At 55.6% G+C, this 23449-nt stretch carries 14 protein-coding genes and 3 pseudogenes; 15 read left to right on the forward strand and 2 right to left on the reverse strand.

The features are described 5' to 3' along the window. Positions 1 to 195: 195 nt before the first annotated feature. Positions 196 to 863 (reverse strand): annotated as a pseudogene (locus ACLJRU_RS08175) (DUF5066 family protein). Between the two features lie 42 nt (positions 864 to 905). Between ACLJRU_RS08175 and ACLJRU_RS08180 the strand changes: the two are divergent. Beyond that, entirely contained in the window at positions 906 to 1130 is a 225-nt protein-coding gene (locus ACLJRU_RS08180) for a hypothetical protein (RefSeq protein WP_000851099.1), read from the forward strand. Here the strand turns inward: ACLJRU_RS08180 and sseA are convergent. Continuing rightward, positions 1110 to 1952 (reverse strand): 3-mercaptopyruvate sulfurtransferase, encoded by an 843-nt coding sequence (gene sseA / locus ACLJRU_RS08185; protein WP_000205251.1) that lies wholly within the window; start codon positions 1950 to 1952, stop codon positions 1110 to 1112. The genes ACLJRU_RS08180 and sseA overlap by 21 nt on opposite strands. Before the next feature lie 208 nt (positions 1953 to 2160). Here sseA and ACLJRU_RS08190 point away from each other — a divergent pair. From ACLJRU_RS08190 to der, 14 genes and pseudogenes are all read left to right on the forward strand, one after another. Continuing rightward, positions 2161 to 7095, forward strand: a pseudogene (locus ACLJRU_RS08190) (alpha-2-macroglobulin family protein). Further along, positions 7096 to 9411, forward strand: a pseudogene (gene pbpC / locus ACLJRU_RS08195) (peptidoglycan glycosyltransferase PbpC). It begins immediately after the preceding pseudogene. 155 nt (positions 9412 to 9566) lie between these two features. Then, a complete protein-coding gene (locus ACLJRU_RS08200; protein ID WP_023235139.1) occupies positions 9567 to 11945 on the forward strand; it encodes a DMSO/selenate family reductase complex A subunit in 2379 nt (792 codons plus the stop codon). Then, positions 11942 to 12571: a DMSO/selenate family reductase complex B subunit gene (locus tag ACLJRU_RS08205; RefSeq protein WP_001540619.1), complete on the forward strand. Its 630-nt coding sequence runs from the start codon at positions 11942 to 11944 to the stop codon at positions 12569 to 12571. The genes ACLJRU_RS08200 and ACLJRU_RS08205 overlap by 4 nt, the downstream gene beginning before the upstream one ends. Further along, positions 12564 to 13373, forward strand: coding sequence for a dimethyl sulfoxide reductase anchor subunit family protein (locus ACLJRU_RS08210; RefSeq protein ID WP_001540618.1), 810 nt, complete (start codon positions 12564 to 12566; stop codon positions 13371 to 13373). Before ACLJRU_RS08205 ends, ACLJRU_RS08210 begins: the two co-directional genes overlap by 8 nt. Then, entirely contained in the window at positions 13373 to 14236 is an 864-nt protein-coding gene (locus tag ACLJRU_RS08215; protein WP_001540617.1) for a 4Fe-4S dicluster domain-containing protein, read from the forward strand. The genes ACLJRU_RS08210 and ACLJRU_RS08215 overlap by 1 nt, the downstream gene beginning before the upstream one ends. 120 nt (positions 14237 to 14356) lie before the next feature. Then, positions 14357 to 14788, forward strand: coding sequence for a nucleoside-diphosphate kinase (gene ndk / locus ACLJRU_RS08220; protein WP_000963840.1), 432 nt, complete (start codon positions 14357 to 14359; stop codon positions 14786 to 14788). Positions 14789 to 14994: 206 nt separating this feature from the next. Further along, positions 14995 to 16161 carry a bifunctional tRNA (adenosine(37)-C2)-methyltransferase TrmG/ribosomal RNA large subunit methyltransferase RlmN gene (locus tag ACLJRU_RS08225; RefSeq protein WP_000003206.1) on the forward strand — a complete coding sequence of 389 codons (1167 nt, stop codon included), beginning with the start codon at positions 14995 to 14997 and terminating at the stop codon, positions 16159 to 16161. A gap of 291 nt (positions 16162 to 16452) precedes the next feature. Then, positions 16453 to 17457 (forward strand): cytoskeleton protein RodZ, encoded by a 1005-nt coding sequence (rodZ, locus tag ACLJRU_RS08230; RefSeq protein ID WP_001090898.1) that lies wholly within the window; start codon positions 16453 to 16455, stop codon positions 17455 to 17457. 26 nt (positions 17458 to 17483) lie between these two features. After that, complete coding sequence (ispG, locus tag ACLJRU_RS08235; RefSeq protein WP_000551804.1) at positions 17484 to 18602, forward strand: flavodoxin-dependent (E)-4-hydroxy-3-methylbut-2-enyl-diphosphate synthase; 1119 nt, start codon at positions 17484 to 17486, stop codon at positions 18600 to 18602. 110 nt (positions 18603 to 18712) lie between these two features. Further along, a complete protein-coding gene (gene hisS, locus ACLJRU_RS08240) occupies positions 18713 to 19987 on the forward strand; it encodes a histidine--tRNA ligase (protein ID WP_001540616.1) in 1275 nt (424 codons plus the stop codon). Positions 19988 to 20000: 13 nt separating this feature from the next. Beyond that, positions 20001 to 20621: a YfgM family protein gene (locus ACLJRU_RS08245; protein WP_000409190.1), complete on the forward strand. Its 621-nt coding sequence runs from the start codon at positions 20001 to 20003 to the stop codon at positions 20619 to 20621. 10 nt (positions 20622 to 20631) lie between these two features. Next, positions 20632 to 21810 carry an outer membrane protein assembly factor BamB gene (bamB, locus tag ACLJRU_RS08250; RefSeq protein WP_001540614.1) on the forward strand — a complete coding sequence of 393 codons (1179 nt, stop codon included), beginning with the start codon at positions 20632 to 20634 and terminating at the stop codon, positions 21808 to 21810. 118 nt (positions 21811 to 21928) lie between these two features. Next, positions 21929 to 23401 (forward strand): ribosome biogenesis GTPase Der, encoded by a 1473-nt coding sequence (gene der / locus ACLJRU_RS08255; protein ID WP_000249416.1) that lies wholly within the window; start codon positions 21929 to 21931, stop codon positions 23399 to 23401. The last annotated feature ends 48 nt before the right edge of the window (positions 23402 to 23449 follow it).

A 23449-nucleotide genomic window follows, 5' to 3' on the forward strand; every position in this document is an offset into this window, starting at 1 on the left:
TAATCCCCTACGGTGTGCCTGCGTTGCTATGGCAACAAAGCCTGCTGGAAAGGCCGCGAACCGGACCAGCACAAAAAAACCGCTCAATTGAGCGGTTTTTTTGTAACCTGCTTAAACCGAATTTATGTAGATTCGTTTTAAATCAGCCTGAACGGTAGGCCGGATAAGCGTGAGCGCCACCCGACAGCATGTCGATTAATCGACGAGCGCGTCCAGTTTTGCCCAAAACGCCTCATGATAATCCTCCAGGTCAAGTAAAGCGGCATCGCGTTTTTCATTCATTTTTGCTGTGCCTTCCATTGCGAAAGATGTAAATCCTCTTCGGTAAAGCCAATGTCTTTAGCGCCCGAAATAATATTATAGAGATATTCCACCAGGGAAGACTCCGCCAGCCAGAATTCATTACGTTCCATGCGGGCAATAGGGTATTCGCCGTTGGCATCCCGTTCTGTGATATAGATAAAAATGGCCTGATCGCCGACATGATCGATACGAATTAATGCCGGAAGACGGGGATCGTTACTCCAGACAGGCATCAGATCTTCAATATCAATACCTGAGCTATCCATGCCAACGCCGTAATACGCCTCTTCATCAGGGGAGTAAGAATGAATTACTCCCTCTTTATCAATAGATCTTTGTAATGTTTCAATCACAGGCATATTATAATTGCTAAGTAGATCGCGGTCGTAGGCCAGTAGCGCCTTCAGGCTTTCAGGTAACTCAGTGGTTTCCGTATTTTGCGGATCGCGATACTTACGCACTCGCAGACGACTTATTTCCTCGGCAGACATAGGAGTAGGTACCTTATTACGGTTAACCTTTTTAACCAACTCAATTAAATTAGTGAGTGAAATATCCATTTTCCATCCTTAAAAAATTATATTTACAGGAGTTATTTCCCGGTGAAAACCAAAACAGCGGTGATGATACTCCTTATACCCGACGTAAAGTATTTACCGATAAAAAATAGGATTTTATTAAGAGAAAATAATGCCCGTTTGCAGAACAGCGGAAAAGAGCTGAATAAAAACAATGTCTGTAGATCGTTTTACATCAGCCTGAACGGTAGGCCGGATAAGCGTGAGCGCCATCCGGCATGGCAGATATTAAGCGGGTTCAACCGGTAAATCGGTACGCGCGCCCCATTCGCTCCACGCGCCGTCGTAAAGCGTGACGTCAGGCACATCCAGCGTGGCGAGCGCCAGCACCACGACCGCGGCCGTCACGCCGGAACCGCAACTGGCGATAATCGGTCTGTCGAAACTCACGCCGTGGCTGAAAAAAACCTCATTCAGTTCGTCAGTGGTCTTTAATTCGCCCTCATACACCAGTTCCGTCCACGGGACGTTTAGCGCGCCAGGAATGTGTCCGCGCCTCAGTCCCGGACGCGGTTCATCAGCCTGAGCGTTAAAACGCGCCGCCGGACGCGCGTCAACGATTTGCGCGGTTTTTTCATGGCTTGCCAGCAATACGTCGGTGAGACGCACCACGGCTTGCGGCGTGAATTTCGCCTCAAACTCGCCTCCTTCATGCGCTTCCTCGCCTTCGCGCAATAGCCATTCGTCGCGCTGCCAGCCCGCCAGCCCGCCCGCCAGAATGGACACTTTCTCGGCACCGAACGTGCGCAGCATCCACCATGCCCGCGGAGCGGAGAACAGATTGCCTTCATCGTATATGACCAGGTGTTTATCCTGGCGAACACCCAGTTCACGCATGGCCACCGCAAACGCTTCCGGGCGCGGCATCATATGCGGCAGCGGCGATGCGCGATCGGAAAGCGCTTCAATATCAAAAAACAGCGCGCCGGGAATATGTCCGGCGCGATATTCGCCCGCCATATCACGATGTTCCTGTCCTGGCGGCGCCATACGGGCGTCAAGAATTTGTATTTCCGGATCATCAATATGTTCGGCAAGCCAGTCGGCGGCGACAAAAAAGGCGGTGGTCATGGGCATCTCCATTGTTACCTGATTATGGTCAAATTGTCGGACGTTTCCCGAAAAGGGACAAGTAGAAGAGGCTGTTTTGGCTGGCGAAACCACATTTCTGCGTAAAATTTTCGCATCATCACAGTAATACGGACTTACACAATAAAATTTCTCGCGCATAATATCTCATCAACCGTTGCTGACAGGCCGTTAAGGCCAGGGATGAAAGATGAAACATTTACGCGTGGTGGCCTGCATGATCATGCTGGCGCTGGCGGGATGCGATAACAACGATAAAACCGCCCCGACGACTAAAAGCGAAGCGCCAGCCGTAGCGCAGCCCTCGCCCGCGCAAGACCCGGCACAGCTACAAAAGCTGGCGCAGCAAAGCCAGGGCAAAGCGCTCACGCTATTAGACGCCTCCGAAGCGCAGCTTGACGGCGCGGCGACGCTGGTGCTGACGTTTTCAATTCCTTTAGATCCTGAACAGGATTTCTCCCGTGTGGTTCACGTGGTTGATAAGAAAAGCGGCAGCGTTGACGGCGCATGGGAGCTGGCGCCAAATTTAAAAGAGCTAAGGTTACGTCATCTGGAACCTGAACGCGTGCTGGTGGTCACGGTTGATCCCGCCGTTAAAGCGCTGAATAACGCCACCTTCGGCAAGTCTTATGAAAAAACGATTACCACGCGTGATGTCCAGCCCAGCGTCGGCTTTGCCAGCCGGGGATCGCTGCTACCGGGGAAAATAGCGGAAGGACTGCCGGTCATGGCGCTTAACGTCAACCATGTTGATGTGAACTTTTTCCGCGTTAAGCCCGGATCGCTGGCGTCATTTGTCAGCCAGTGGGAGTACCGTAGTTCTCTCTCTAACTGGGAGTCCGACCATCTGCTGAAAATGGCGGATCTGGTTTATACCGGTCGTTTTGATCTTAATCCGGCGCGCAATACGCGTGAGAAACTGCTGCTGCCATTAAGCGATATTAAGCCGCTGCAACAGGCGGGCGTATATGTGGCGGTAATGAATTAGGCTGGACACTACAACTATAGTAATGTCGCTACGTTGTTTACCCTTAGCGATATCGGCGTGTCCGCGCACCGTTACCATAATCGGCTGGATATCTTTACGCAAAGCCTGGAAAACGGCGCGGCGCAGTCGGGAATTGAGATCGTTCTTCTGAATGATAAAGGGCAGACGCTGGCGCAGGCGACGAGCGACGCGCAGGGGCATGTGCAACTGGAGGCTGATAAAGCGGCGGCGCTATTACTGGCGCGTAAAGAGGGGCAGACCACGCTGCTCGATCTCACGCTTCCGGCTCTGGATCTGTCGGAATTTAATGTCGCTGGCGCGCCCGGCTACAGCAAGCAGTTCTTTATGTTCAGCCCGCGCGATCTCTACCGACCGGGCGAAACGGTTATCCTCAACGGATTACTGCGCGATAGCGACGGTAAAACGCTGCCCGATCAACCCGTTAAGCTGGAAGTGGTAAAACCAGACGGACAGGTGATGCGTACCGTCGTCAGCCAGCCGGAAAACGGGCTATACCGTTTGAATTATCCGCTGGATATCAACGCGCCGACCGGCTTGTGGCATGTCCGCGCCAACACCGGCGATAATTTGCTGCGGAGTTGGGATTTCCACGTGGAAGACTTTATGCCGGAGCGGATGGCGCTCAACCTGACGGCGCAAAAAACACCGCTGGCGCCTGCGGATGAGGTGAAATTCTCCGTTGTCGGCTATTACTTGTATGGCGCGCCTGCTAACGGCAATACCCTGCAAGGGCAACTTTTCCTGCGTCCGCTGCGCGACGCTGTCGCGGCGTTGCCTGGCTTCCAGTTCGGCAATATTGCTGAAGAGAATCTTTCGCGCAGCCTGGACGAAGTTCAACTGACGTTGGATAAAGGCGGATGTGGTGAAGTGAGTGCTGCTAGCCAGTGGCAAGAAGCGCATTCGCCGCTGCAGGTAATTCTACAGGCCAGCCTGCTGGAGTCTGGCGGTCGTCCGGTCACTCGTCGCGTAGAGCAGGCGATTTGGCCTGCCGATACGTTACCGGGAATTCGTCCACAGTTCGCCGCCAAAGCGGTATACGACTACCGTACGGATACCACCGTTAATCAACCGATTGTCGACGAAGACAGCAACGCCGCATTCGATATTGTTTACGCCAACGCGCAGGGCGAGAAAAAAGCGGTGTCCGGTTTACAGGTGCGGCTCATCCGCGAGCGTCGCGACTATTACTGGAACTGGTCGGAAAGCGAAGGCTGGCAGTCGCAGTTTGATCAAAAAGATCTGGTGGAGGGCGAGCAGACGCTGGATCTGAACGCGGATGAAACCGGAAAAGTCAGCTTCCCGGTGGAATGGGGCGCGTACCGTCTGGAGGTCAAAGCGCCGAATGAGACGGTCAGCAGCGTTCGTTTCTGGGCCGGCTATAGCTGGCAGGATAACAGCGACGGTAGCGGCGCGGCGCGTCCGGATCGCGTCACCCTCAAACTGGATAAAGCGAATTATCGTCCTGGCGACACCATGAAATTGCATATCGCCGCGCCGGTCGCCGGTAAAGGTTATGCCATGGTGGAGTCCAGCGACGGTCCGCTGTGGTGGCAGGCGATCGATGTGCCGGCACAAGGTCTGGAGCTCACGATTCCGGTGGATAAAACCTGGAATCGCCACGATCTCTATCTCAGTACGCTGGTGGTGCGTCCCGGCGATAAATCTCGTTCCGCGACGCCAAAACGCGCCGTGGGGTTACTACACCTACCGCTGGGGGATGAAAATCGCCGCCTCGATCTGGCGCTGGAAAGCCCGGCTAAAATGCGCCCGAATCAGCCGCTCACCGTCAGGGTGAAAGCCAGCGTTAAACACGGCGAAATGCCAAAACAGATCAACGTGCTGGTCTCCGCGGTCGATAGCGGCGTATTGAACATCACCGATTACGCGACGCCGGACCCGTGGCAGGCGTTCTTCGGTCAAAAACGCTACGGTGCGGATATCTACGATATTTACGGCCAGGTCATTGAAGGGCAGGGGCGGCTGGCGGCGTTGCGTTTTGGCGGCGATGGCGACGACCTTAAGCGCGGCGGAAAACCGCCGGTAAACCATGTCAATATCATCGCGCAGCAGGCGCAGCCGATCACGCTCAATGAGCAGGGCGAAGGGGTCGTAACGCTGCCGATTGGCGACTTTAACGGCGAACTGCGGGTTATGGCGCAGGCATGGACAGCGGACGATTTTGGTCGCGGCGAAAGCAAAGTCGTTGTCGCCGCGCCAGTGATTGCCGAGCTGAATATGCCGCGTTTTCTGGCGGGAGGGGATGTTTCGCGACTGGTGCTGGACGTCAACAATCTGACCGACCGCCCGCAGACGCTGAATATTGCGCTCGCCGCCAGTGGGTTACTGGAACTGCTTAGCCAGCAGCCGCAACCGGTCAACCTGGCGCCGGGCGTGCGCACCACCTTATTCGTTCCGGTACGCGCGCTGGAAGGTTTTGGCGAAGGCGAAATCCAGGCGACCATTAGCGGTCTGAATCTGCCGGGAGAAACCCTCGGCGCGCAGCATAAGCAGTGGCAAATCGGCGTGCGTCCGGCCTGGCCTGCCCAAACGGTAAATAGCGGCATTGCGCTGGCGCCGGGAGAGAGCTGGCATGTACCAGAGCAGCATCTGGCAAACGTCTCGCCAGCCACGTTACAGGGACAACTGCTGTTAAGCGGAAAACCGCCGCTCAATCTGGCGCGCTACATTCGCGAGCTGAAAGCATATCCATACGGGTGCCTGGAACAAACCACCAGCGGGTTATTCCCGGCGCTGTATACCAATGCCGCTCAATTGCAGTCGCTCGGTATTACCGGCGATAGCGATGAAAAACGGCGCGCCGCGGTGGATATCGGCATCTCCCGCATACTACAGATGCAGCGTGATAATGGTGGTTTTGCGCTATGGGATGAAAATGGGGCGGAAGAGCCCTGGCTAACGGCCTACGCGATGGATTTCCTCATTCGCGCGGGCGAGCAGGGATACAGCGTCCCGCCGGAGGCCATTAACCGGGGCAATGAGCGACTGCTGCGCTATCTGCAGGATCCCGGCACGATGCTGATTCGTTATAGCGATAATACCCAGGCCAGTACTTTTGCCGCTCAGGCTTACGCCGTGCTGGTACTGGCGCGTCAGCAGAAAGCGCCGCTCGGCGCGCTGCGCGAAATCTGGGAGCGCCGTAGTCACGCGGCTTCAGGACTGCCGCTGATGCAATTGGGCATCGCGTTAAACACGATGGGCGATGCCAGACGTGGCGAAGAGGCCATTACGCTGGCTCTGAATACGCCGCGTCAGGACGAACGGCAATGGATAGCGGATTACGGCAGTTCTCTGCGCGATAACGCTCTGATGTTGTCGCTACTGGAAGAGAACAACCTCAGACCGGACGTGCAAAACGCGCTATTAAGCTCGCTTTCTGAGCAGGCCTTCGGTCAGCGTTGGCTCTCTACCCAAGAGAACAATGCCTTGTTCCTCGCCGCGCATTCGCGACAGGCCAGCGCGGGCGCCTGGCAGGCGCAGACCTCGTTAGAGGTGCAGCCGCTGTCAGGCGACAAGGCGCTGACCCGTAATCTGGATGCTGACCAGCTGGCCGCCCTTGAGGTGACGAACACCGGTAGCCAGCCGCTATGGCTGCGTCTGGATAGCAGCGGCTATCCCTCATCTGCGCCTGAGCCTGCCAGCAACGTTTTGCAGATTGAACGACAAATACTGGGGACCGATGGTCAGCGCAAATCGCTGTCCTCGTTGCGTAGCGGCGAACTGGTGCTGGTCTGGTTAACGGTAGTGGCCGATCGCAATGTGCCGGATGCGCTGGTGGTGGACCTGCTCCCGGCCGGGCTGGAGCTGGAAAACCAGAATCTGGCTGACAGCAGCGCCAGCCTGCCGGAGAGCGGTAGCGAAGTGCAAAATCTGCTTAATCAGATGCAGCAGGCGGATATTCAGTATATGGAATTCCGCGACGATCGGTTTGTGGCTGCCGTCGTCGTCAATGAGGGCCAGCCCGTGACGCTGGTCTACCTGGCGCGCGCGGTAACGACGGGGACGTACCAGCTTGCGCAACCGCAGGTGGAATCGATGTACGTGCCTCAGTGGCGGGCAACCGGCGCGAGCGAGGGGCTGCTGATTGTGACGCCTTAAATGAACGGTTGGCGTGGTAAACGTGGCCGCTGGCTGTGGCTGGCGGGCGCGCCGTTTTTTATTCTCCTGGCGTTATGGGCGGCGGATAAACTCTGGCCGCTGCCGCTCAATGAGGTCCATCCTGCGCGGGTCGTGGTCGCCCATGACGGTACGCCGCTGTGGCGCTTTGCCGACGCCGGGGGGATCTGGCGTTATCCGGTGACGATTGAAGAGGTCTCTCCCCGTTACCTGGAGGCCTTAATCAATTACGAAGATCGCTGGTTCTGGCAGCACCCTGGCGTTAACCCTTTTTCCGTCGCGCGCGCGGCATGGCAGGATCTTACCGCCGGGCGCGTTATTTCCGGCGGCAGTACGCTGACTATGCAGGTGGCGAGACTTCTGGACCCGCATTCGCGCACGTTCGGCGGTAAAATCCGCCAGCTTTGGCGCGCCCTCCAGCTTGAATGGCATTTGTCCAAGCGCGATATCCTGACGCTGTACCTGAACCGCGCGCCGTTCGGCGGCACGCTACAGGGTATTGGCGCTGCAAGCTGGGCCTACTTCGGCAAGCCGCCCGCGCGCCTGAGCTACGCTGACGCGGCGCTGCTGGCCGTATTGCCGCAGGCGCCGAGCCGGTTACGCCCCGACCGATGGCCTGCGAGAGCCGAAGCGGCACGGAATAAAGTGCTGGATCGGATGGCGGAGCAGGGCGTCTGGCCTGCCGAAACGGTACGCGAGTCGCGTGAAGAGCCGGTCTGGCTGGCGCCGCGTCAAATGCCGCAACTGGCGCCGCTTTTTGCCCGAATGATGTTGAGTAAAAGCCAGAACGACAAAATTGTGACCACGCTGGACGCCGGATTGCAGCGGCAACTGGAAGATCTGGCGCGGGCATGGAAAGGGCGGCTGCCTGCACGCAGTTCGTTGGCGATGATCGTTGTCGATCATACCAATATGAGCGTGCGCGGCTGGGTAGGATCGGTAGACCTTAATGACGACAGCCGTTTTGGTCATGTCGACATGGTAACGGCGATCCGATCGCCGGGATCGGTACTCAAACCCTTTGTGTACGGTCTGGCGCTGGATGACGGCTTGATCCATCCCGCATCATTATTACAGGACGTTCCGCGCCGTACCGGAGATTACCGCCCGGGAAACTTCGACAGCGGATTTCACGGCCCGGTCAGCATGAGCGACGCGCTGGTACGCTCGCTGAATCTGCCTGCCGTTCAGGTGCTTGAAGCCTATGGGCCGAAACGATTTGCGGCAAAACTGCGTAACGTCGGCCTGCCGCTATATTTGCCTGCTGGCGCGGCGCCCAATCTTTCGCTGATTCTGGGCGGCGCGGGCGCGCGGCTTGACGAGATGGCGGCGGCATACAGCGCATTCGCTCGTCATGGGAAAGCGGCGAAATTACGGTTACAGCCGGACGATCCGCTGTCGGAAAGACCATTAATGTCGCCGGGAGCGGCGTGGATCATTCGACGGATTATGGCGGATGAAGCGCAACCCTTGCCGGATAACGCGCTGCCGCGCATTGTGCCGTTGGCGTGGAAAACCGGCACCAGCTACGGCTATCGCGATGCGTGGGCTATTGGCGTTAACGCGCGCTATATCATCGGCATCTGGACAGGCAGACCCGACGGCACGCCTGTGGTGGGGCAATTTGGTTTTGCCAGCGCGGTGCCATTGCTTAACTAGGTCAATAATCTGTTACTGGCGCATACGGGACGCCTGCCGGAAGATCCGCGTCCGCAGACGGTAAGCCGCGGCGTCATTTGCTGGCCGGGCGGACAGACTCTGCCTGCCGGAGACAGCAACTGTCGCCGCCGACTGGCGACATGGCTGCTTGACGACAGCCAGCCGCCCACGCTGCTGTTACCTGAGCAGGAAGACATCAACGGTATTCGTTTCCCGGTCTGGCTGGATGATATGGGGCGGGGTGTCGCTGCCGACTGTCCGCAGGCGCGTGCGCATACGTTTATCGTCTGGCCGCGGCCGCTGGAGCCGTGGCTGCCGCCTGCGGAAAGACGTAGCGCCCGCTTGCCCTCGGCGTCCGACCACTGTCCGCCGCTACAGGGCAGTGATGCCGCGCCGTTAATGCTGTCAGGAGTGAGGGATGGCGCGGTGATCAGGCAATTGCCAGGCCAGGAAAACGTTACGCTGCCCGTCTCGACTACCGGCGGTAAAGGGCGTCGCTGGTGGTTTTTAAATGGCGAACCTGTTAATGGCGCAAACAATCGTCTTTCTTTATTACTCAATATCGCTGGACGTTATCAACTTGTCGTAATGGATGAGTCCGGTCAGGTTGCTGCGGTTAATTTTGAATTAATACGTTAACAACTCTTCAGAATAAATTATGAATTTCATTTAATTTAAAGTTAATAAGAATTATTAATTTTTCCGGAATTATCCTTAATGAGGGAGCTTGATAAATATCAAGAGATCTAACACTTAAAAACGTGAGAATGGGTTTTTATTTGACGAGTCGGATCATGAAAAATATAAAAAGCCAGGGAAATGGCGAACAGCCTGCTATTTCTCGCCGCCACTTTATCCAGGCCAGCTCCGCGCTTATTGCGTTACCGTTTGTCTCCTCGCCAGCTACCGCTCAGGCGCGCGCTGTGACGGCCACTGAAAACAGGCCTGCGGAAAAAGTCGTTCAGACATGCAGCACTTTTGACTGCGGGGGCAAATGCGATATTCGGGCGCATGTTAGTGACGGTATCGTGACGCGAATTTCAACGCGACCGGATAATGCGCTGGATGCGCAAATGCCGGTGATGCGTGCCTGTGTTCGTGGACGCGCATACCGTAAATTTGTTTATCATCCTGACAGACTTAAATATCCCATGAAGCGCGTAGGAAAACGCGGTGAAGGAAAATTCGAGCGAATTTCCTGGGATGAAGCGACAACCTTAATCGCCGATAATTTAAAATCGATTACTGAAAAATATGGCCCGGCTTCGCGCTATGTTCATGTTGGTACCGCCGTTTCCGGCGGCACCTTTTCCGGCGATAAAATGGCGCGTCGCCTGTTGAATCTGACCGGCGGCTATCTCGAAAGCTACCATTCTGTGAGTATGGGCAACACGGCGGCCGCGACGCCTTATACTTACGGCATTGCCGCCAGCGGCAGTTCGCTGGATACGCTTTTGGAGACCAAACTGGTGATTCTGTGGGGCCATAACCCGACGGAGACCATTTTTGGTCATACCAACTATTTCTTGCAGAAGATGAAGCAGAACGGTACGCGGTTTATCGTGGTCGATCCGCGCTATTCCAACACCGTTTCGTCGCTGGCGGATCAGTGGATCCCGCTGCTGCCCACCACCGACAATGCGCTGATGGACGCGATGATGTACGTCATCATCAGCGAGAATCTGCACGATCGCGCATTTATTGCGCGCTACGCTATCGGTTTTGACGAAGACTCAATGCCGGAAGGCGTACCGGCTAACGAATCGCTGGTGGCGTATCTGACCGGCGCCAAAGACGGTGTCGTTAAGTCCCCCGAGTGGGCGGAAAAGATCACCCATGTGCCGGCGCAAACCATACGCCAGTTAGCGCGTGATTACGCGAATACCAAACCCGCCGCGTTGATTCAGGGGTGGGGACCACAGCGCCACAACTGCGGCGAGCGCACCGCGCGCGGCTCGACTCTACTGGCGACCATTACCGGTAATGTCGGCATCAAAGGCGGTTGGGCTGCGGGTTACGGCGGCTGCGCTAACCGTAAATTTGCCGCGGGTCCGGAGATGCCGGATAACCCGGTAAAAGCCAAAATTTCGGTGATGAACTGGGTGCAGGCCGCAGACGACGCCAGCAAAGTGACGCCGGATATGGGGCTGAAAGATGCCGATAAGCTGGACAGTAACATCCGTATTCTGTTCTCTCTGGCCGGGAACTATCTGGCGAATCAGAACCCCGATCTGCACCAGGCGGTACGCGTACTGGAGGATGAATCAAAGATCCAGTTTATTGTCGCCAGCGATCTGTTTGTGACGCCGAGCGCGAAATACGCTGATCTACTGCTGCCGGAAGCCAGCTTTATGGAACGCTGGAACATCGGTGAAACCTGGGGCACGGCAAGCTACCTGATACTCTCTGAAAAACTGATCGAGCCTGAATTTGAGCGGCGCTCCGACTACGACTGGCTACGTGAGGTGGCGGCGAAATTAGGCATTGAGAATGAATTTAGCCAGGGGCGCGATGAGAAAGCGTGGATTGAACACATCTGGGAACAGACGCGCCTGGCGATGCCGGACGAAAATCTGCCGGATTTTGCCACGCTGCAAAAGACCCGTCAGCATCTGTTCAAAAGCGCGCCATTTATCGCCTTTGAAGACAATATTCGCGATCCGGACAATCATCCGTTCCCGACGCCGTCAGGGAAAATAGAGATCTTCTCGAAGCGCCTGTACGACATGCAGCATCCGGAAATCCCGGCGTTGTCGCACTACGTTCCCGCGCATGAAGGCCCGGAGGATACGCTGGCGAAAGATTTTCCGCTCCAGTTAATTACGTGGAAAGGAAAAAACCGCGCCAACTCAACGCAATACGCTAACCCGTGGCTGATTGAAGTGCAGCAGCAGACATTGTGGATCAACCCGCAGGATGCGCAAACGCGCGGCATTACGCATGGCGACATGGTACGCATTCATAACTCACGCGGGATTTGCGAAATCCCGGCGGAAGTAACGCCGCGCATTATTCCCGGCGTTGTCGCGATGCAGGCCGGCGCCTGGTGGCAGCCGGATGAAAACGGCGTTGATAAAGGCGGCTGTGCGAACGTCCTCAGCTCGGCCCGTATTACCGCGCTGGCGAAGGGAAATTCACATCAAACCATGCTGGTGGAGGTGGCTAAAGCATGAGTCAGTTTACACATTACCCGCCGGTGAGCGATAAACAACTGGGATTTTTCATCGACTCCTCACGCTGCTCCGGTTGTAAAGCCTGCCAGGTGGCCTGCAAAGACAAAAACAATCTGGAAGTAGGCCGTCGTTTCCTCCGCGTCTATGAAGTCAAGGGCGGAAGTTTCATCCCGACCGGGCAGGGTGGGGTCAGCAATAACGTATTTGCTTATACGCTTTCCATTTCCTGCAACCACTGTGCGGACCCTGTCTGCACCAAAAATTGCCCGACTACCGCTATGCATAAACGCCCGGGTGACGGCATTGTGCGCGTTGATACCGACAAATGCGTCGGCTGTGGCTATTGCGCCTGGTCCTGCCCTTATGGCGCGCCGCAGCTTAACGAGCAGACCGGCCAAATGTCTAAGTGCGACATGTGCGTTGATTTACTGGCGAAAGGTGAACCGCCCGTCTGTGTTGCGACCTGTCCGCTGGAGGCCATCAAGTTTGGTCCGATTGATGAACTGCGCGCGAAGTACGGTAGCGTATGCGACGTTAACGGGCTGCCAGATTCATCCATAACCAAACCTAATCTGGTTGTTAAAGCGCATCAGGGCGCAGAAAAAGAGGGTAAACGCCATGCATGAGTTACCGCTGCTGATTTTTACGCTCTGTTTGCAAGGGTCCGTGGGCGTGACTCTGTGGCTGGCGTTGGGCCGCCAGTACGCCGTAGAGGGACGGGGGCCTGCACACGGCGCGCTTCCCGCGATGGCGGGGGCGTTTGTACTGGCCTGCGTAGGGCTGCTTGCTTCAGCGTTGCACATGGGCTATCCCCTGAATGCGCTAAATGCGTTACGTCATGTCGCCAGTTCGTGGCTGAGTCGCGAAATCGTCTTTGCCAGCCTTTATCTGGCGGCGCTGGGACTGGGGGTTGTGCTGCTGTTTTTCCGAAAGCCAGGCTGGCAGCCGCTGCTGGCGCTGGCGGCAGCGTTCGGGCTGGTGGATGTATTCTGCATGGCGCAGGTTTATATCCATGCCTCGGTGGCGACCTGGCAGCATAGCAACACGCTGGCGCTGTTCTTTGGCACGTCAGGCATTATCGGCTCGGTAGTCATTGCGCTGGCTTATCTGCGCAACGCTGGCGCCGCAATGCGCTGCGCTGTGGTGGTGGTCGCACTGATGGTGCTGATTCGCCTGATCATGCAGCCGCTATGGTTGGCGGATATTAATGCGGTGGATACGACGGTCGTCACTTTCCCGCATCATCCGCTACAGGCGCTGGCGCAGTTGCGTGACGTCTATCTTCTCGGCTGGTGTGTCTCAGCGGCGGGAATGCTCTGCTTTGCCGCAGGCGGTCTTCGAAACGCCAGAGGGACGCTGGTGGCGGGCAGCGTATTGCTGCTTATCGGCGAGATTATGCTGCGCTACGTCTTCTTTAGTATTGGCTGATGGTTAACCTGACGATCGATCCGGCGGTAGACGTGACGCAGGCCTGCGTCCGTCGTCGCTTTCGTTTTTCTTCCTGCCGCGCTTGCGCCGATGTTTGTCCGGCGCAGGCGTTTTCGCTGGCGCAGGGGCAGGTCAGCATAGATACGACGCGCTGCATAGCCTGTGGCGACTGTCTGTTTGTCTGTCCTGTTGACGCCATTATCGGTATCAAACCGGTTAAACGCTTTGTGCAGGGGGATACGTTGGTGGGGCCGTTTTCGCTACAGGCGCCAACGGTCGATGAACTGCTTCTCTGGCACAGCCAGTACGGTATTCGCTTTATTGATATTGCGGTGGAGCGATCGGCGCAGTGGCTGATGGCGCTGGCGAGGCTAAATTTAGCGCTGCGCCGCTACGGCGAGCCGGGCTGGTCTTTCAAACACGTTGTCGGCGCGGAGATTAACGCCTCGCGGCGCACTCTGTTTCATGTTCCGCGCGACGCCATTACCCCGTGTGCCGTCGAGCCGGGGAAACGGCGTCTCAGACAGGCGTTTTCCGCGTTCAGCGAATGCGTACCCGAAATCAGTCCGCAAGAGTGCAGGATGTGCGGTGCCTGCTGGCGAAGCTGCCCGGAAAACGTTATCCAGTTTGACGACGACACGCTGACGATAGCGGCGGCGCGTTGTACGGGATGCGGCGGCTGTGCGGCGGTATGCCCGCATCAGGCGCTGCGGCTGCGTTTTGACGTGGAACCCGCCTCAACGCGGCATAGTGCGGTGCATACGCTCACCTGCGAAAGCTGCAAACGTACTTTCCATGCTCTCACGCCTGAACACACGCACTGCGTGCTGTATCAGTCCCCTGAGTTTGCTGTGCGCCTTTAACTTTTGTTGCTAATGCTCATTTTATTTTAAAAAAATGTTACCTGCATCCATAGGCAATTGATGGGATGCTCTTTATAATCCGCGCCTGACATAACAACAGAACATATTTCAGAGGTAAACATGGCTATTGAACGGACTTTTTCCATCATTAAACCCAACGCGGTGGCAAAAAACGTTATTGGCAGCATCTTTGCGCGCTTTGAAGCTGCAGGGTTCAAAATTGTTGGCACTAAAATGCTGCACCTGACCGTTGAGCAGGCGCGCGGCTTCTATGCTGAGCACGACGGCAAGCCGTTCTTTGACGGTCTGGTGGAGTTCATGACCTCTGGCCCTATCTTGGTATCCGTGCTGGAAAGTGAAAATGCGGTACAGCGTCATCGCGATCTGCTTGGCGCCACCAATCCGGCGAACGCGTTGGCGGGTACGCTGCGCGCCGACTACGCTGATAGCTTAACTGAAAACGGCACCCACGGTTCGGATTCGCTGGAATCCGCGCAGCGCGAAATCGCCTTTTTCTTCGGTGAAGGCGAAGTGTGCCCGCGCACCCGTTAATCTCCTTCGTCTTTCACGCTGTAAATGCGTTGGCGATAAATTATCGGTTCAAATATTATTTTTGCTAATGCCGCGTGCAGACGTGGCATCCTTACGCCAGAATTTGTACAATGCAGCGCCCCCGGACGAGCAGTAAGCTTACCGGGGCGTTTCTTTTTTCAACCCTCCAGGGGCCATAACGTGTAATAACGAGGCCGGAATAGCATATGTCTGAACAAATTGTCACACCTGAAAGCAGTACCCCGGTAGTTCTTAACAACGAAACAAAAATCAACCTGCTGGATCTAAACCGTCAGCAGATGCGCGAGTTTTTTAAAAACTTAGGTGAAAAGCCTTTCCGCGCCGATCAGGTGATGAAATGGATGTATCACTATTGCTGCGATAATTTTGATGAGATGACCGACATCAACAAAGTGTTGCGCGGCAAATTAAAAGAGGTCGCGGAAATTCGCGCGCCGGAGGTCGTTGAAGAGCAGCGTTCCTCAGACGGCACCATTAAGTGGGCGATTGCTGTCGGCGATCAGCGCGTTGAAACGGTCTATATCCCGGAAGACGACCGCGCTACGCTGTGTGTCTCTTCACAGGTAGGATGCGCGCTGGAGTGCAAGTTTTGTTCAACTGCGCAGCAGGGCTTTAACCGCAACCTGCGCGTATCGGAAATTATCGGTCAGGTCTGGCGTGCGGCGAAAATCGTCGGCGCGGCCAAAGTCACCGGCCAGCGTCCGATCACTAACGTGGTCATGATGGGGATGGGCGAGCCATTGCTTAACCTGACCAATGTCGTACCGGCGATGGAAATTATGCTCGATGACTTTGGTTTCGGCCTGTCCAAACGTCGTGTCACGCTCTCAACGTCCGGCGTAGTGCCTGCGCTGGATAAACTGGGCGATATGATAGATGTCGCGCTGGCTATCTCCTTACATGCGCCGAATGACACTATTCGCGACGAAATCGTCCCGATCAACAAAAAATACAATATCGAAACGTTCCTGGGCGCGGTTCGCCGCTATCTGGAGAAATCCAACGCCAATCAGGGGCGCGTGACGATTGAATACGTAATGCTTGACCACGTTAACGACGGCACTGAACACGCGCATCAACTGGCGGAGCTACTAAAAGAGACGCCTTGTAAGATTAATCTGATTCCGTGGAACCCGTTCCCTGGCGCGCCGTATGGCCGCAGCTCTAACAGCCGTATCGATCGCTTTTCTAAGGTTTTGATGAGTTATGGTTTCACGACCATCGTACGCAAGACGCGTGGCGATGACATTGATGCGGCATGCGGACAGTTGGCTGGCGATGTGATTGACCGTACCAAACGTACCCTGCGTAAGCGTATGCAGGGAGAGGTGATTGACATCAAGGCTATTTGATAGCAGTTGTGCCACGGGGCATTCATTATACCGTGGCGCAATGTCAGTTGAATAATGTCTGGCGTTGTACTTGTCTGGTCAATAATAACGGTGCGTTTTTGTCGACTTTAAGGCAGTATGTAATGGTGCAACAAGAGTTTAGCCTTGTGTCTTAGCGGTTTTGTCATCTGCGGCCTGACAGGCTTATACTGTCTGACTAAGGTTAACTAACCTGATGTTTCGCGGTGTGGGCGGGCATTACGGCTCGTCGGCGCCTGAATCCTAATTTACACGTACCTGTAGCTGTAGCGAATGAATACTGAAGCCACGCACGACCAAAATGAAGCACAAACCACCGGCGTTCGTCTGCGCAATGCCCGTGAACAACTCGGACTCAGCCAGCAGGCTGTCGCTGAGCGACTTTGCCTGAAGGTTTCTACGGTACGCGATATTGAAGAAGATAAGGCGCCGTCCGATCTTGCTTCAACCTTCCTGCGCGGATATATCCGCTCATATGCGCGTCTGGTGCATGTTCCAGAAGAGGAACTGCTGCCGGGGCTGGAAAAACAAGCTCCGCTGCGCGCCGCTAAAGTCGCCCCGATGCAGAGTTTCTCATTAGGAAAGCGTCGTAAAAAACGCGACGGCTGGTTAATGTCTTTTACCTGGCTGGTACTGTTTGTGGTCGTAGGGCTGACCGGCGCCTGGTGGTGGCAGAACCATAAGGCGCAGCAGGAAGAGATCACGACAATGGCCGATCAAAGCACGGCTGAACTGAACGCAGATAAGGACAGCGGCCAAAGCGTACCGCTGGACACCCGTGACGCGACAAGCCAGGATACGACGCCAGCGCAAACGGCTCCGGCGCCTGCGACGCCGGTTGATTCGACGGCGGCGACGCAAACGCCAGCGCCAACGGCGGCGGCGACGCAAAATACGGTAGTCGCGCCTTCGCAGGCGAATGTCGATACGGCTGCGACATCTGCCGCGCCAGCGGCAACGGAGACGCCGTCCGCGCTGCCGACCAGTCAGGCTGGCGTAGCGGCGCCTGCTGCCGATCCGAACGCGCTGGTGATGAATTTTACCGCTGACTGCTGGCTCGAAGTCACTGACGCCACGGGTAAGAAGCTGTTTAGCGGTATGCAGCGTAAAGATGGTAATTTAAACCTAACCGGTCAGGCGCCTTATAAACTTAAAATTGGCGCGCCGGCCGCGGTGCAGATCCAGTATCAAGGAAAACCTGTCGATCTGAGCCGCTTTATCAGAACTAATCAGGTTGCGCGCCTGACCCTTAATGCCGAACCGACACCGGCGCAGTAACAGACGGATAACGCGGGAGATTTTTCATGCATAACCAGGCTCCGATTCAACGTAGAAAATCGACACGTATTTACGTTGGGAATGTGCCGATTGGCGATGGCGCCCCTATCGCCGTCCAGTCGATGACTAACACGCGTACCACTGACGTGGAAGCGACGGTTAATCAGATCAAAGCGCTGGAGCGCGTTGGCGCAGATATTGTTCGTGTTTCTGTACCGACCATGGACGCCGCCGAAGCGTTCAAGCTTATCAAACAGCAGGTTAACGTCCCGCTGGTTGCCGATATTCACTTCGACTACCGCATTGCGCTGAAAGTAGCGGAATACGGCGTTGACTGCTTGCGTATCAACCCCGGCAATATCGGTAACGAAGAACGTATTCGTATGGTGGTGGACTGCGCGCGCGACAAAAACATCCCTATTCGTATCGGCGTAAACGCCGGATCGCTGGAAAAAGATCTGCAGGAAAAATACGGTGAGCCGACGCCGCAGGCGTTGCTGGAATCAGCCATGCGCCATGTGGATCATCTTGATCGTCTCAACTTTGATCAGTTCAAAGTGAGCGTAAAAGCGTCCGATGTATTCCTTGCCGTTGAGTCTTATCGTTTGTTGGCTAAACAGATCGATCAGCCGCTGCATCTGGGGATCACCGAAGCGGGCGGCGCGCGTAGCGGGGCGGTCAAGTCGGCGATCGGTTTAGGTCTGCTGTTATCGGAAGGCATCGGCGACACGCTGCGCGTATCGTTGGCGGCCGACCCGGTGGAAGAGATCAAAGTCGGTTTTGATATCCTGAAGTCGCTGCGCATTCGCGCGCGCGGCATCAATTTCATCGCCTGCCCGACCTGTTCTCGCCAGGAGTTCGACGTTATCGGCACGGTGAACGCGCTGGAGCAGCGTCTGGAAGATATCATCACCCCGATGGACGTCTCGATCATCGGTTGCGTAGTGAACGGGCCGGGCGAAGCGCTGGTATCGACGCTGGGTGTGACGGGCGGCAATAAGAAAAGCGGCCTGTATGAAGACGGCGTGCGTAAGGACAGACTCGATAACGACGATATGATCGCGCAGCTTGAATCCCGTATTCGCGCGAAAGCAAGTCAACTTGATGAAGCGCGTCGGATTGACGTGCTGCAGGTTGAAAAATAAGAACGTGATGGGAAGCGGCGCGCTTCCCGTGTATGATTGAACCCGCATGGCTCCCGGTTCGTTCGGGGAAGCGCTGAGGGTTCATTTTTATATTCAGAAAGAGAATAAACGTGGCAAAAAACATTCAAGCCATTCGCGGCATGAACGATTATCTGCCTGGCGAAACCGCCATCTGGCAGCGCATTGAAGGCACACTCAAAAACGTGCTCGGCAGCTACGGTTACAGTGAAATCCGCTTGCCGATTGTAGAGCAGACCCCGTTATTCAAACGCGCGATCGGTGAAGTTACTGACGTAGTTGAAAAAGAGATGTACACCTTTGAGGATCGCAACGGCGATAGCCTGACATTGCGCCCTGAAGGTACGGCGGGCTGTGTACGCGCCGGCATCGAACATGGTCTCCTGTACAATCAGGAACAGCGTTTGTGGTATATCGGCCCGATGTTCCGTCATGAGCGTCCGCAAAAAGGCCGCTACCGTCAGTTCCATCAGCTAGGCGCCGAAGTCTTCGGCTTACAAGGCCCGGATATTGACGCGGAGCTGATTATGCTGACCGCACGCTGGTGGCGCGCGCTGGGCATCGCTGAACACGTTAGCCTGGAGCTGAACTCTATTGGTTCGTTAGAGGCGCGTGCGAACTATCGCGATGCGCTGGTCGCGTTCCTCGAACAGCATCAAGAGACGCTGGACGAAGACTGCAAACGCCGCATGTATACCAATCCGCTGCGCGTGCTGGATTCAAAAAATCCGGACGTACAGGCGCTGCTCAACGACGCGTCCGCTCTCGGCGACTATCTCGATGACGATTCACGCGAGCACTTTGCCGGCCTGTGTAAATTGCTGGACGCGGCGGGAATTGCCTACACCGTCAACCAGCGTCTGGTACGCGGTCTGGATTACTACAACCGCACTGTATTTGAATGGGTAACAAACAGTCTGGGGTCACAAGGCACCGTCTGTGCGGGTGGTCGTTATGACGGTCTGGTGGAACAACTGGGCGGTCGCGCTACCCCGGCAGTGGGCTTTGCGATGGGCCTGGAACGACTTGTTTTGTTAGTTCAGGCAGTTAATCCGGAATTTATTGCCTCTCCTGTTGTCGATATATACCTGGTAGCTGCCGGCGCACAAACGCAGTCTGCGGCAATGACGCTGGCGGAGCGGCTGCGCGATGAAATGCCAGGCGTGAAGCTAATGACAAACCACGGCGGCGGCAACTTTAAGAAACAGTTTGCCCGCGCCGATAAGTGGGGCGCCCGTATTGCACTGGTTCTTGGCGAATCTGAAGTCGCCGATGGGACTGTTGTAGTGAAGGATTTGCGCTCCGGTGAGCAAACGGCAGTGGCGCAGGACAGCGTCGCCGCGCATTTGCGCACTTTATTGGGCTAAGGAGAAGGACAGCGTGGAAATTTACGAGAACGAACACGACCAGGTGGATGCGATTAAACGCTTCTTTGCCGAAAACGGCAAAGCGCTGGCTGTCGGAGTGATTTTAGGGGTTGGCGCGCTGGTTGGCTGGCGTTACTGGAGCAGCCATCAGACGGAGTCCGCGCGTGCTGCTTCTCTGGCGTATCAAAATGCGGTGACGGCGGTAAGCGCCGATAAGCCGGATAGCATTCCCGCCGCTGAAAAATTCGCGGCTGAGAATAAAAACACCTATGGTGCGCTGGCGTCTATGGAACTGGCACAGCAGTTTGTGGATAAGAATGAACTTAAAAAAGCCGAAGCCCAGTTGCAGCAGGGGTTGGCGGCCACCAGCGATGAAAATCTCAAAGCGGTGATTAATCTACGTCTCGCTCGCGTTCAGTTGCAGCTTAAGCAAGCCGACGCCGCGCTGAAAACTCTGGATGCCGTTAAAGGCGAAGGATGGACAGCCATTGTTGCTGATTTGCGCGGCGAAGCGTTGCTGAGTAAGGGTGATAAAAAAGGCGCGCGCAGCGCATGGGAAGCGGGCGTCAATAGCGATGCTTCTCCGGCGTTGAGCGAAATGATGCAGATGAAAATCAATAATTTGTCCATCTGAGAGGGACCCGATGCAATTGCGTAAATTACTTCTGCCAGGGTTGCTTTCCGTTACCCTGCTCAGCGGCTGTTCACTGTTTAGCGGCGAAGAAGATGTCGTCAAGATGTCTCCATTACCGCAGGTTGAAAACCAGTTTACCCCGACCACTGTCTGGAGCACCTCTGTCGGTAACGGAATTGGCGAATTTTATTCTAACCTTCATCCGGTAATGGTAGATAACGTGGTCTATGCAGCCGATCGCGCGGGCGTGGTAAAAGCGCTCAATGCGGATGATGGCAAAGAGATCTGGTCTGTGAATCTGGGCGAGAAAGACGGCTGGTTCTCTCGTTCGTCCGCGTTGTTGTCCGGCGGCGTCACTGTCGCGGGCGGTCACGTCTATATCGGCAGTGAAAAGGCCGAGGTTTATGCGCTGAATACCAGCGACGGTACCACAGCATGGCAGACGAAGGTCGCAGGCGAAGCGTTGTCTCGTCCGGTTGTCAGTGATGGAATCGTTCTTATCCATACCAGCAACGGTCAGTTGCAGGCGCTAAATCAGGCGGATGGCGCAATTAAATGGACGGTGAACCTGGATATGCCTTCGCTGTCGCTGCGCGGCGAATCTGCGCCGGCAACCGCGTTCGGCGCGGCTATCGTTGGTGGTGATAATGGCCGCGTCAGCGCCGTGCTGATGCAACAAGGGCAGATGATTTGGCAGCAGCGTATCTCCCAGGCCACTGGCCCAACGGAAATTGACCGTCTGAGCGACGTCGATACCACGCCGGTTGTGGTAAACGGCGTCGTTTACGCGTTGGCGTATAATGGTAACTTAACGGCGCTGGATCTGCGCAGTGGTCAGATTATGTGGAAACGCGAGCTGGGTTCGGTCAATGACTTTATCGTCGACGGAGACCGTATCTACCTGGTCGATCAGAACGATCGCGTGCTGGCGCTGGCCACTGACGGCGGCGTAACGCTGTGGACGCAAAGCGATTTGCTGCACCGTTTGCTGACCTCCCCGGTGCTGTATAATGGTGATTTAGTCGTCGGCGATAGCGAAGGTTATCTGCACTGGATTAATGTTGATGACGGGCGTTTTGTGGCCCAACAAAAAGTAGACAGTTCCGGTTTTCTGACCGAACCGACGGTGGCGGATGGTAAACTGCTCATCCAGGCCAAAGACGGTACGGTCTACGCGATTACGCGTTAATCGTCACGGTTGTGTGTTTTAAAAAACGGCTCCTGGTGTAGGGGCCGTTTTCCTGTTTTTAACAACGGCGTAAAAATGACGCGCGTTGTCTGATGATTTTTTAAATGAGGCTTTAAACATGGTACCTGTGGTCGCGCTTGTCGGGCGCCCTAACGTCGGAAAATCCACGCTATTTAACCGTCTGACCCGCACCCGAGATGCGCTGGTTGCGGATTTCCCGGGTCTGACTCGTGACCGTAAGTACGGTCGTGCGGAGGTTGAAGGCCGCGAGTTTATCTGTATCGACACTGGCGGTATTGACGGCACCGAAGACGGCGTCGAAACGCGGATGGCGGAACAGTCGCTGCTGGCGATTGAAGAAGCGGATGTGGTGTTATTCATGGTAGATGCGCGCGCTGGCCTGATGCCGGCGGATGAAGCGATTGCCAAACATCTGCGTTCCCGTGAAAAACCGACCTTCCTGGTGGCGAATAAAACGGATGGTCTCGATCCCGATCAGGCGGTTGTCGATTTTTACTCGCTGGGATTAGGCGAAATTTACCCTATCGCCGCCTCACATGGTCGCGGCGTATTGAGCCTGCTGGAACATGTGCTTCTGCCGTGGATGGATGATGTCGCGCCGCAGGAAAAGGTGGATGAAGACGCGGAATACTGGGCGCAGTTCGAGGCGGAACAAAATGGCGAAGAAGCGCCGGAAGATGATTTTGACCCGCAAAGCCTGCCGATAAAGCTGGCGATTGTCGGTCGCCCGAACGTAGGTAAGTCCACACTCACTAACCGTATTCTCGGTGAAGAGCGCGTGGTGGTATACGACATGCCGGGCACCACTCGCGACAGCATTTATATCCCGATGGAACGCGACGAACGGGAATATGTGCTGATTGACACGGCGGGGGTGCGTAAGCGCGGAAAAATCACCGATGCGGTAGAAAAGTTCTCGGTGATTAAAACGTTGCAGGCGATTGAAGACGCTAACGTCGTACTGTTGGTCATCGATGCGCGCGAGGGGATCTCTGACCAGGACTTGTCTCTGCTGGGCTTTATCCTCAATAGTGGGCGCTCACTCGTTATCGTAGTCAACAAATGGGATGGCCTGAGCCAGGAAGTCAAAGAGCAGGTGAAAGAGACGCTGGATTTCCGTCTGGGCTTTATTGATTTTGCCCGCGTTCATTTTATCTCTGCGCTACACGGCAGCGGTGTCGGCAACCTGTTTGAGTCCGTACGCGAGGCTTACGACAGTTCCACTCGCCGGGTGAGCACTGCGATGCTGACCCGTATCATGACGATGGCGGTGGAAGATCATCAGCCGCCGCTGGTGCGCGGTCGCCGTGTGAAACTGAAATATGCCCACGCTGGCGGCTATAACCCGCCGATTGTGGTTATTCACGGCAACCAGGTAAAAGATCTGCCAGACTCCTATAAGCGCTATCTGATGAACTACTTCCGCAAGTCGTTGGAAGTGATGGGGACGCCGATTCGCATTCAGTTTAAAGAAGGGGAGAACCCGTATGCGAACAAGCGTAACACACTGACGCCAACGCAAATGCGCAAACGTAAGCGTCTGATGAAACATATCAAGAAAAGCAAGTAATGCTTTTTCAGTAATATTCCAGGCCTGACAAGCGCTGCGCTATCAGGC

The sequence above is a fragment of the Salmonella sp. SAL00653 genome, assembly GCF_046552515.1.
In the GTDB taxonomy this organism is placed as follows: domain Bacteria; phylum Pseudomonadota; class Gammaproteobacteria; order Enterobacterales; family Enterobacteriaceae; genus Salmonella; species Salmonella enterica.

What these genes read in the sequence shown, in the direction of transcription:
- ACLJRU_RS08200 (WP_023235139.1), top strand. Translation starts at nt 9,567, where the DNA reads ATGAAAAATATAAAAAGCCAGGGAAATGGCGAACAGCCTGCTATTTCT.
- bamB (WP_001540614.1), top strand. Translation starts at nt 20,632, where the DNA reads ATGCAATTGCGTAAATTACTTCTGCCAGGGTTGCTTTCCGTTACCCTG.
- der (WP_000249416.1), top strand. Translation starts at nt 21,929, where the DNA reads ATGGTACCTGTGGTCGCGCTTGTCGGGCGCCCTAACGTCGGAAAATCC.
- ACLJRU_RS08205 (WP_001540619.1), top strand. Translation starts at nt 11,942, where the DNA reads ATGAGTCAGTTTACACATTACCCGCCGGTGAGCGATAAACAACTGGGA.
- ACLJRU_RS08210 (WP_001540618.1), top strand. Translation starts at nt 12,564, where the DNA reads ATGCATGAGTTACCGCTGCTGATTTTTACGCTCTGTTTGCAAGGGTCC.
- rodZ (WP_001090898.1), top strand. Translation starts at nt 16,453, where the DNA reads ATGAATACTGAAGCCACGCACGACCAAAATGAAGCACAAACCACCGGC.
- ispG (WP_000551804.1), top strand. Translation starts at nt 17,484, where the DNA reads ATGCATAACCAGGCTCCGATTCAACGTAGAAAATCGACACGTATTTAC.
- ACLJRU_RS08215 (WP_001540617.1), top strand. Translation starts at nt 13,373, where the DNA reads ATGGTTAACCTGACGATCGATCCGGCGGTAGACGTGACGCAGGCCTGC.
- ACLJRU_RS08225 (WP_000003206.1), top strand. Translation starts at nt 14,995, where the DNA reads ATGTCTGAACAAATTGTCACACCTGAAAGCAGTACCCCGGTAGTTCTT.
- ndk (WP_000963840.1), top strand. Translation starts at nt 14,357, where the DNA reads ATGGCTATTGAACGGACTTTTTCCATCATTAAACCCAACGCGGTGGCA.
- sseA (WP_000205251.1), bottom strand. Translation starts at nt 1,952, where the DNA reads ATGACCACCGCCTTTTTTGTCGCCGCCGACTGGCTTGCCGAACATATT.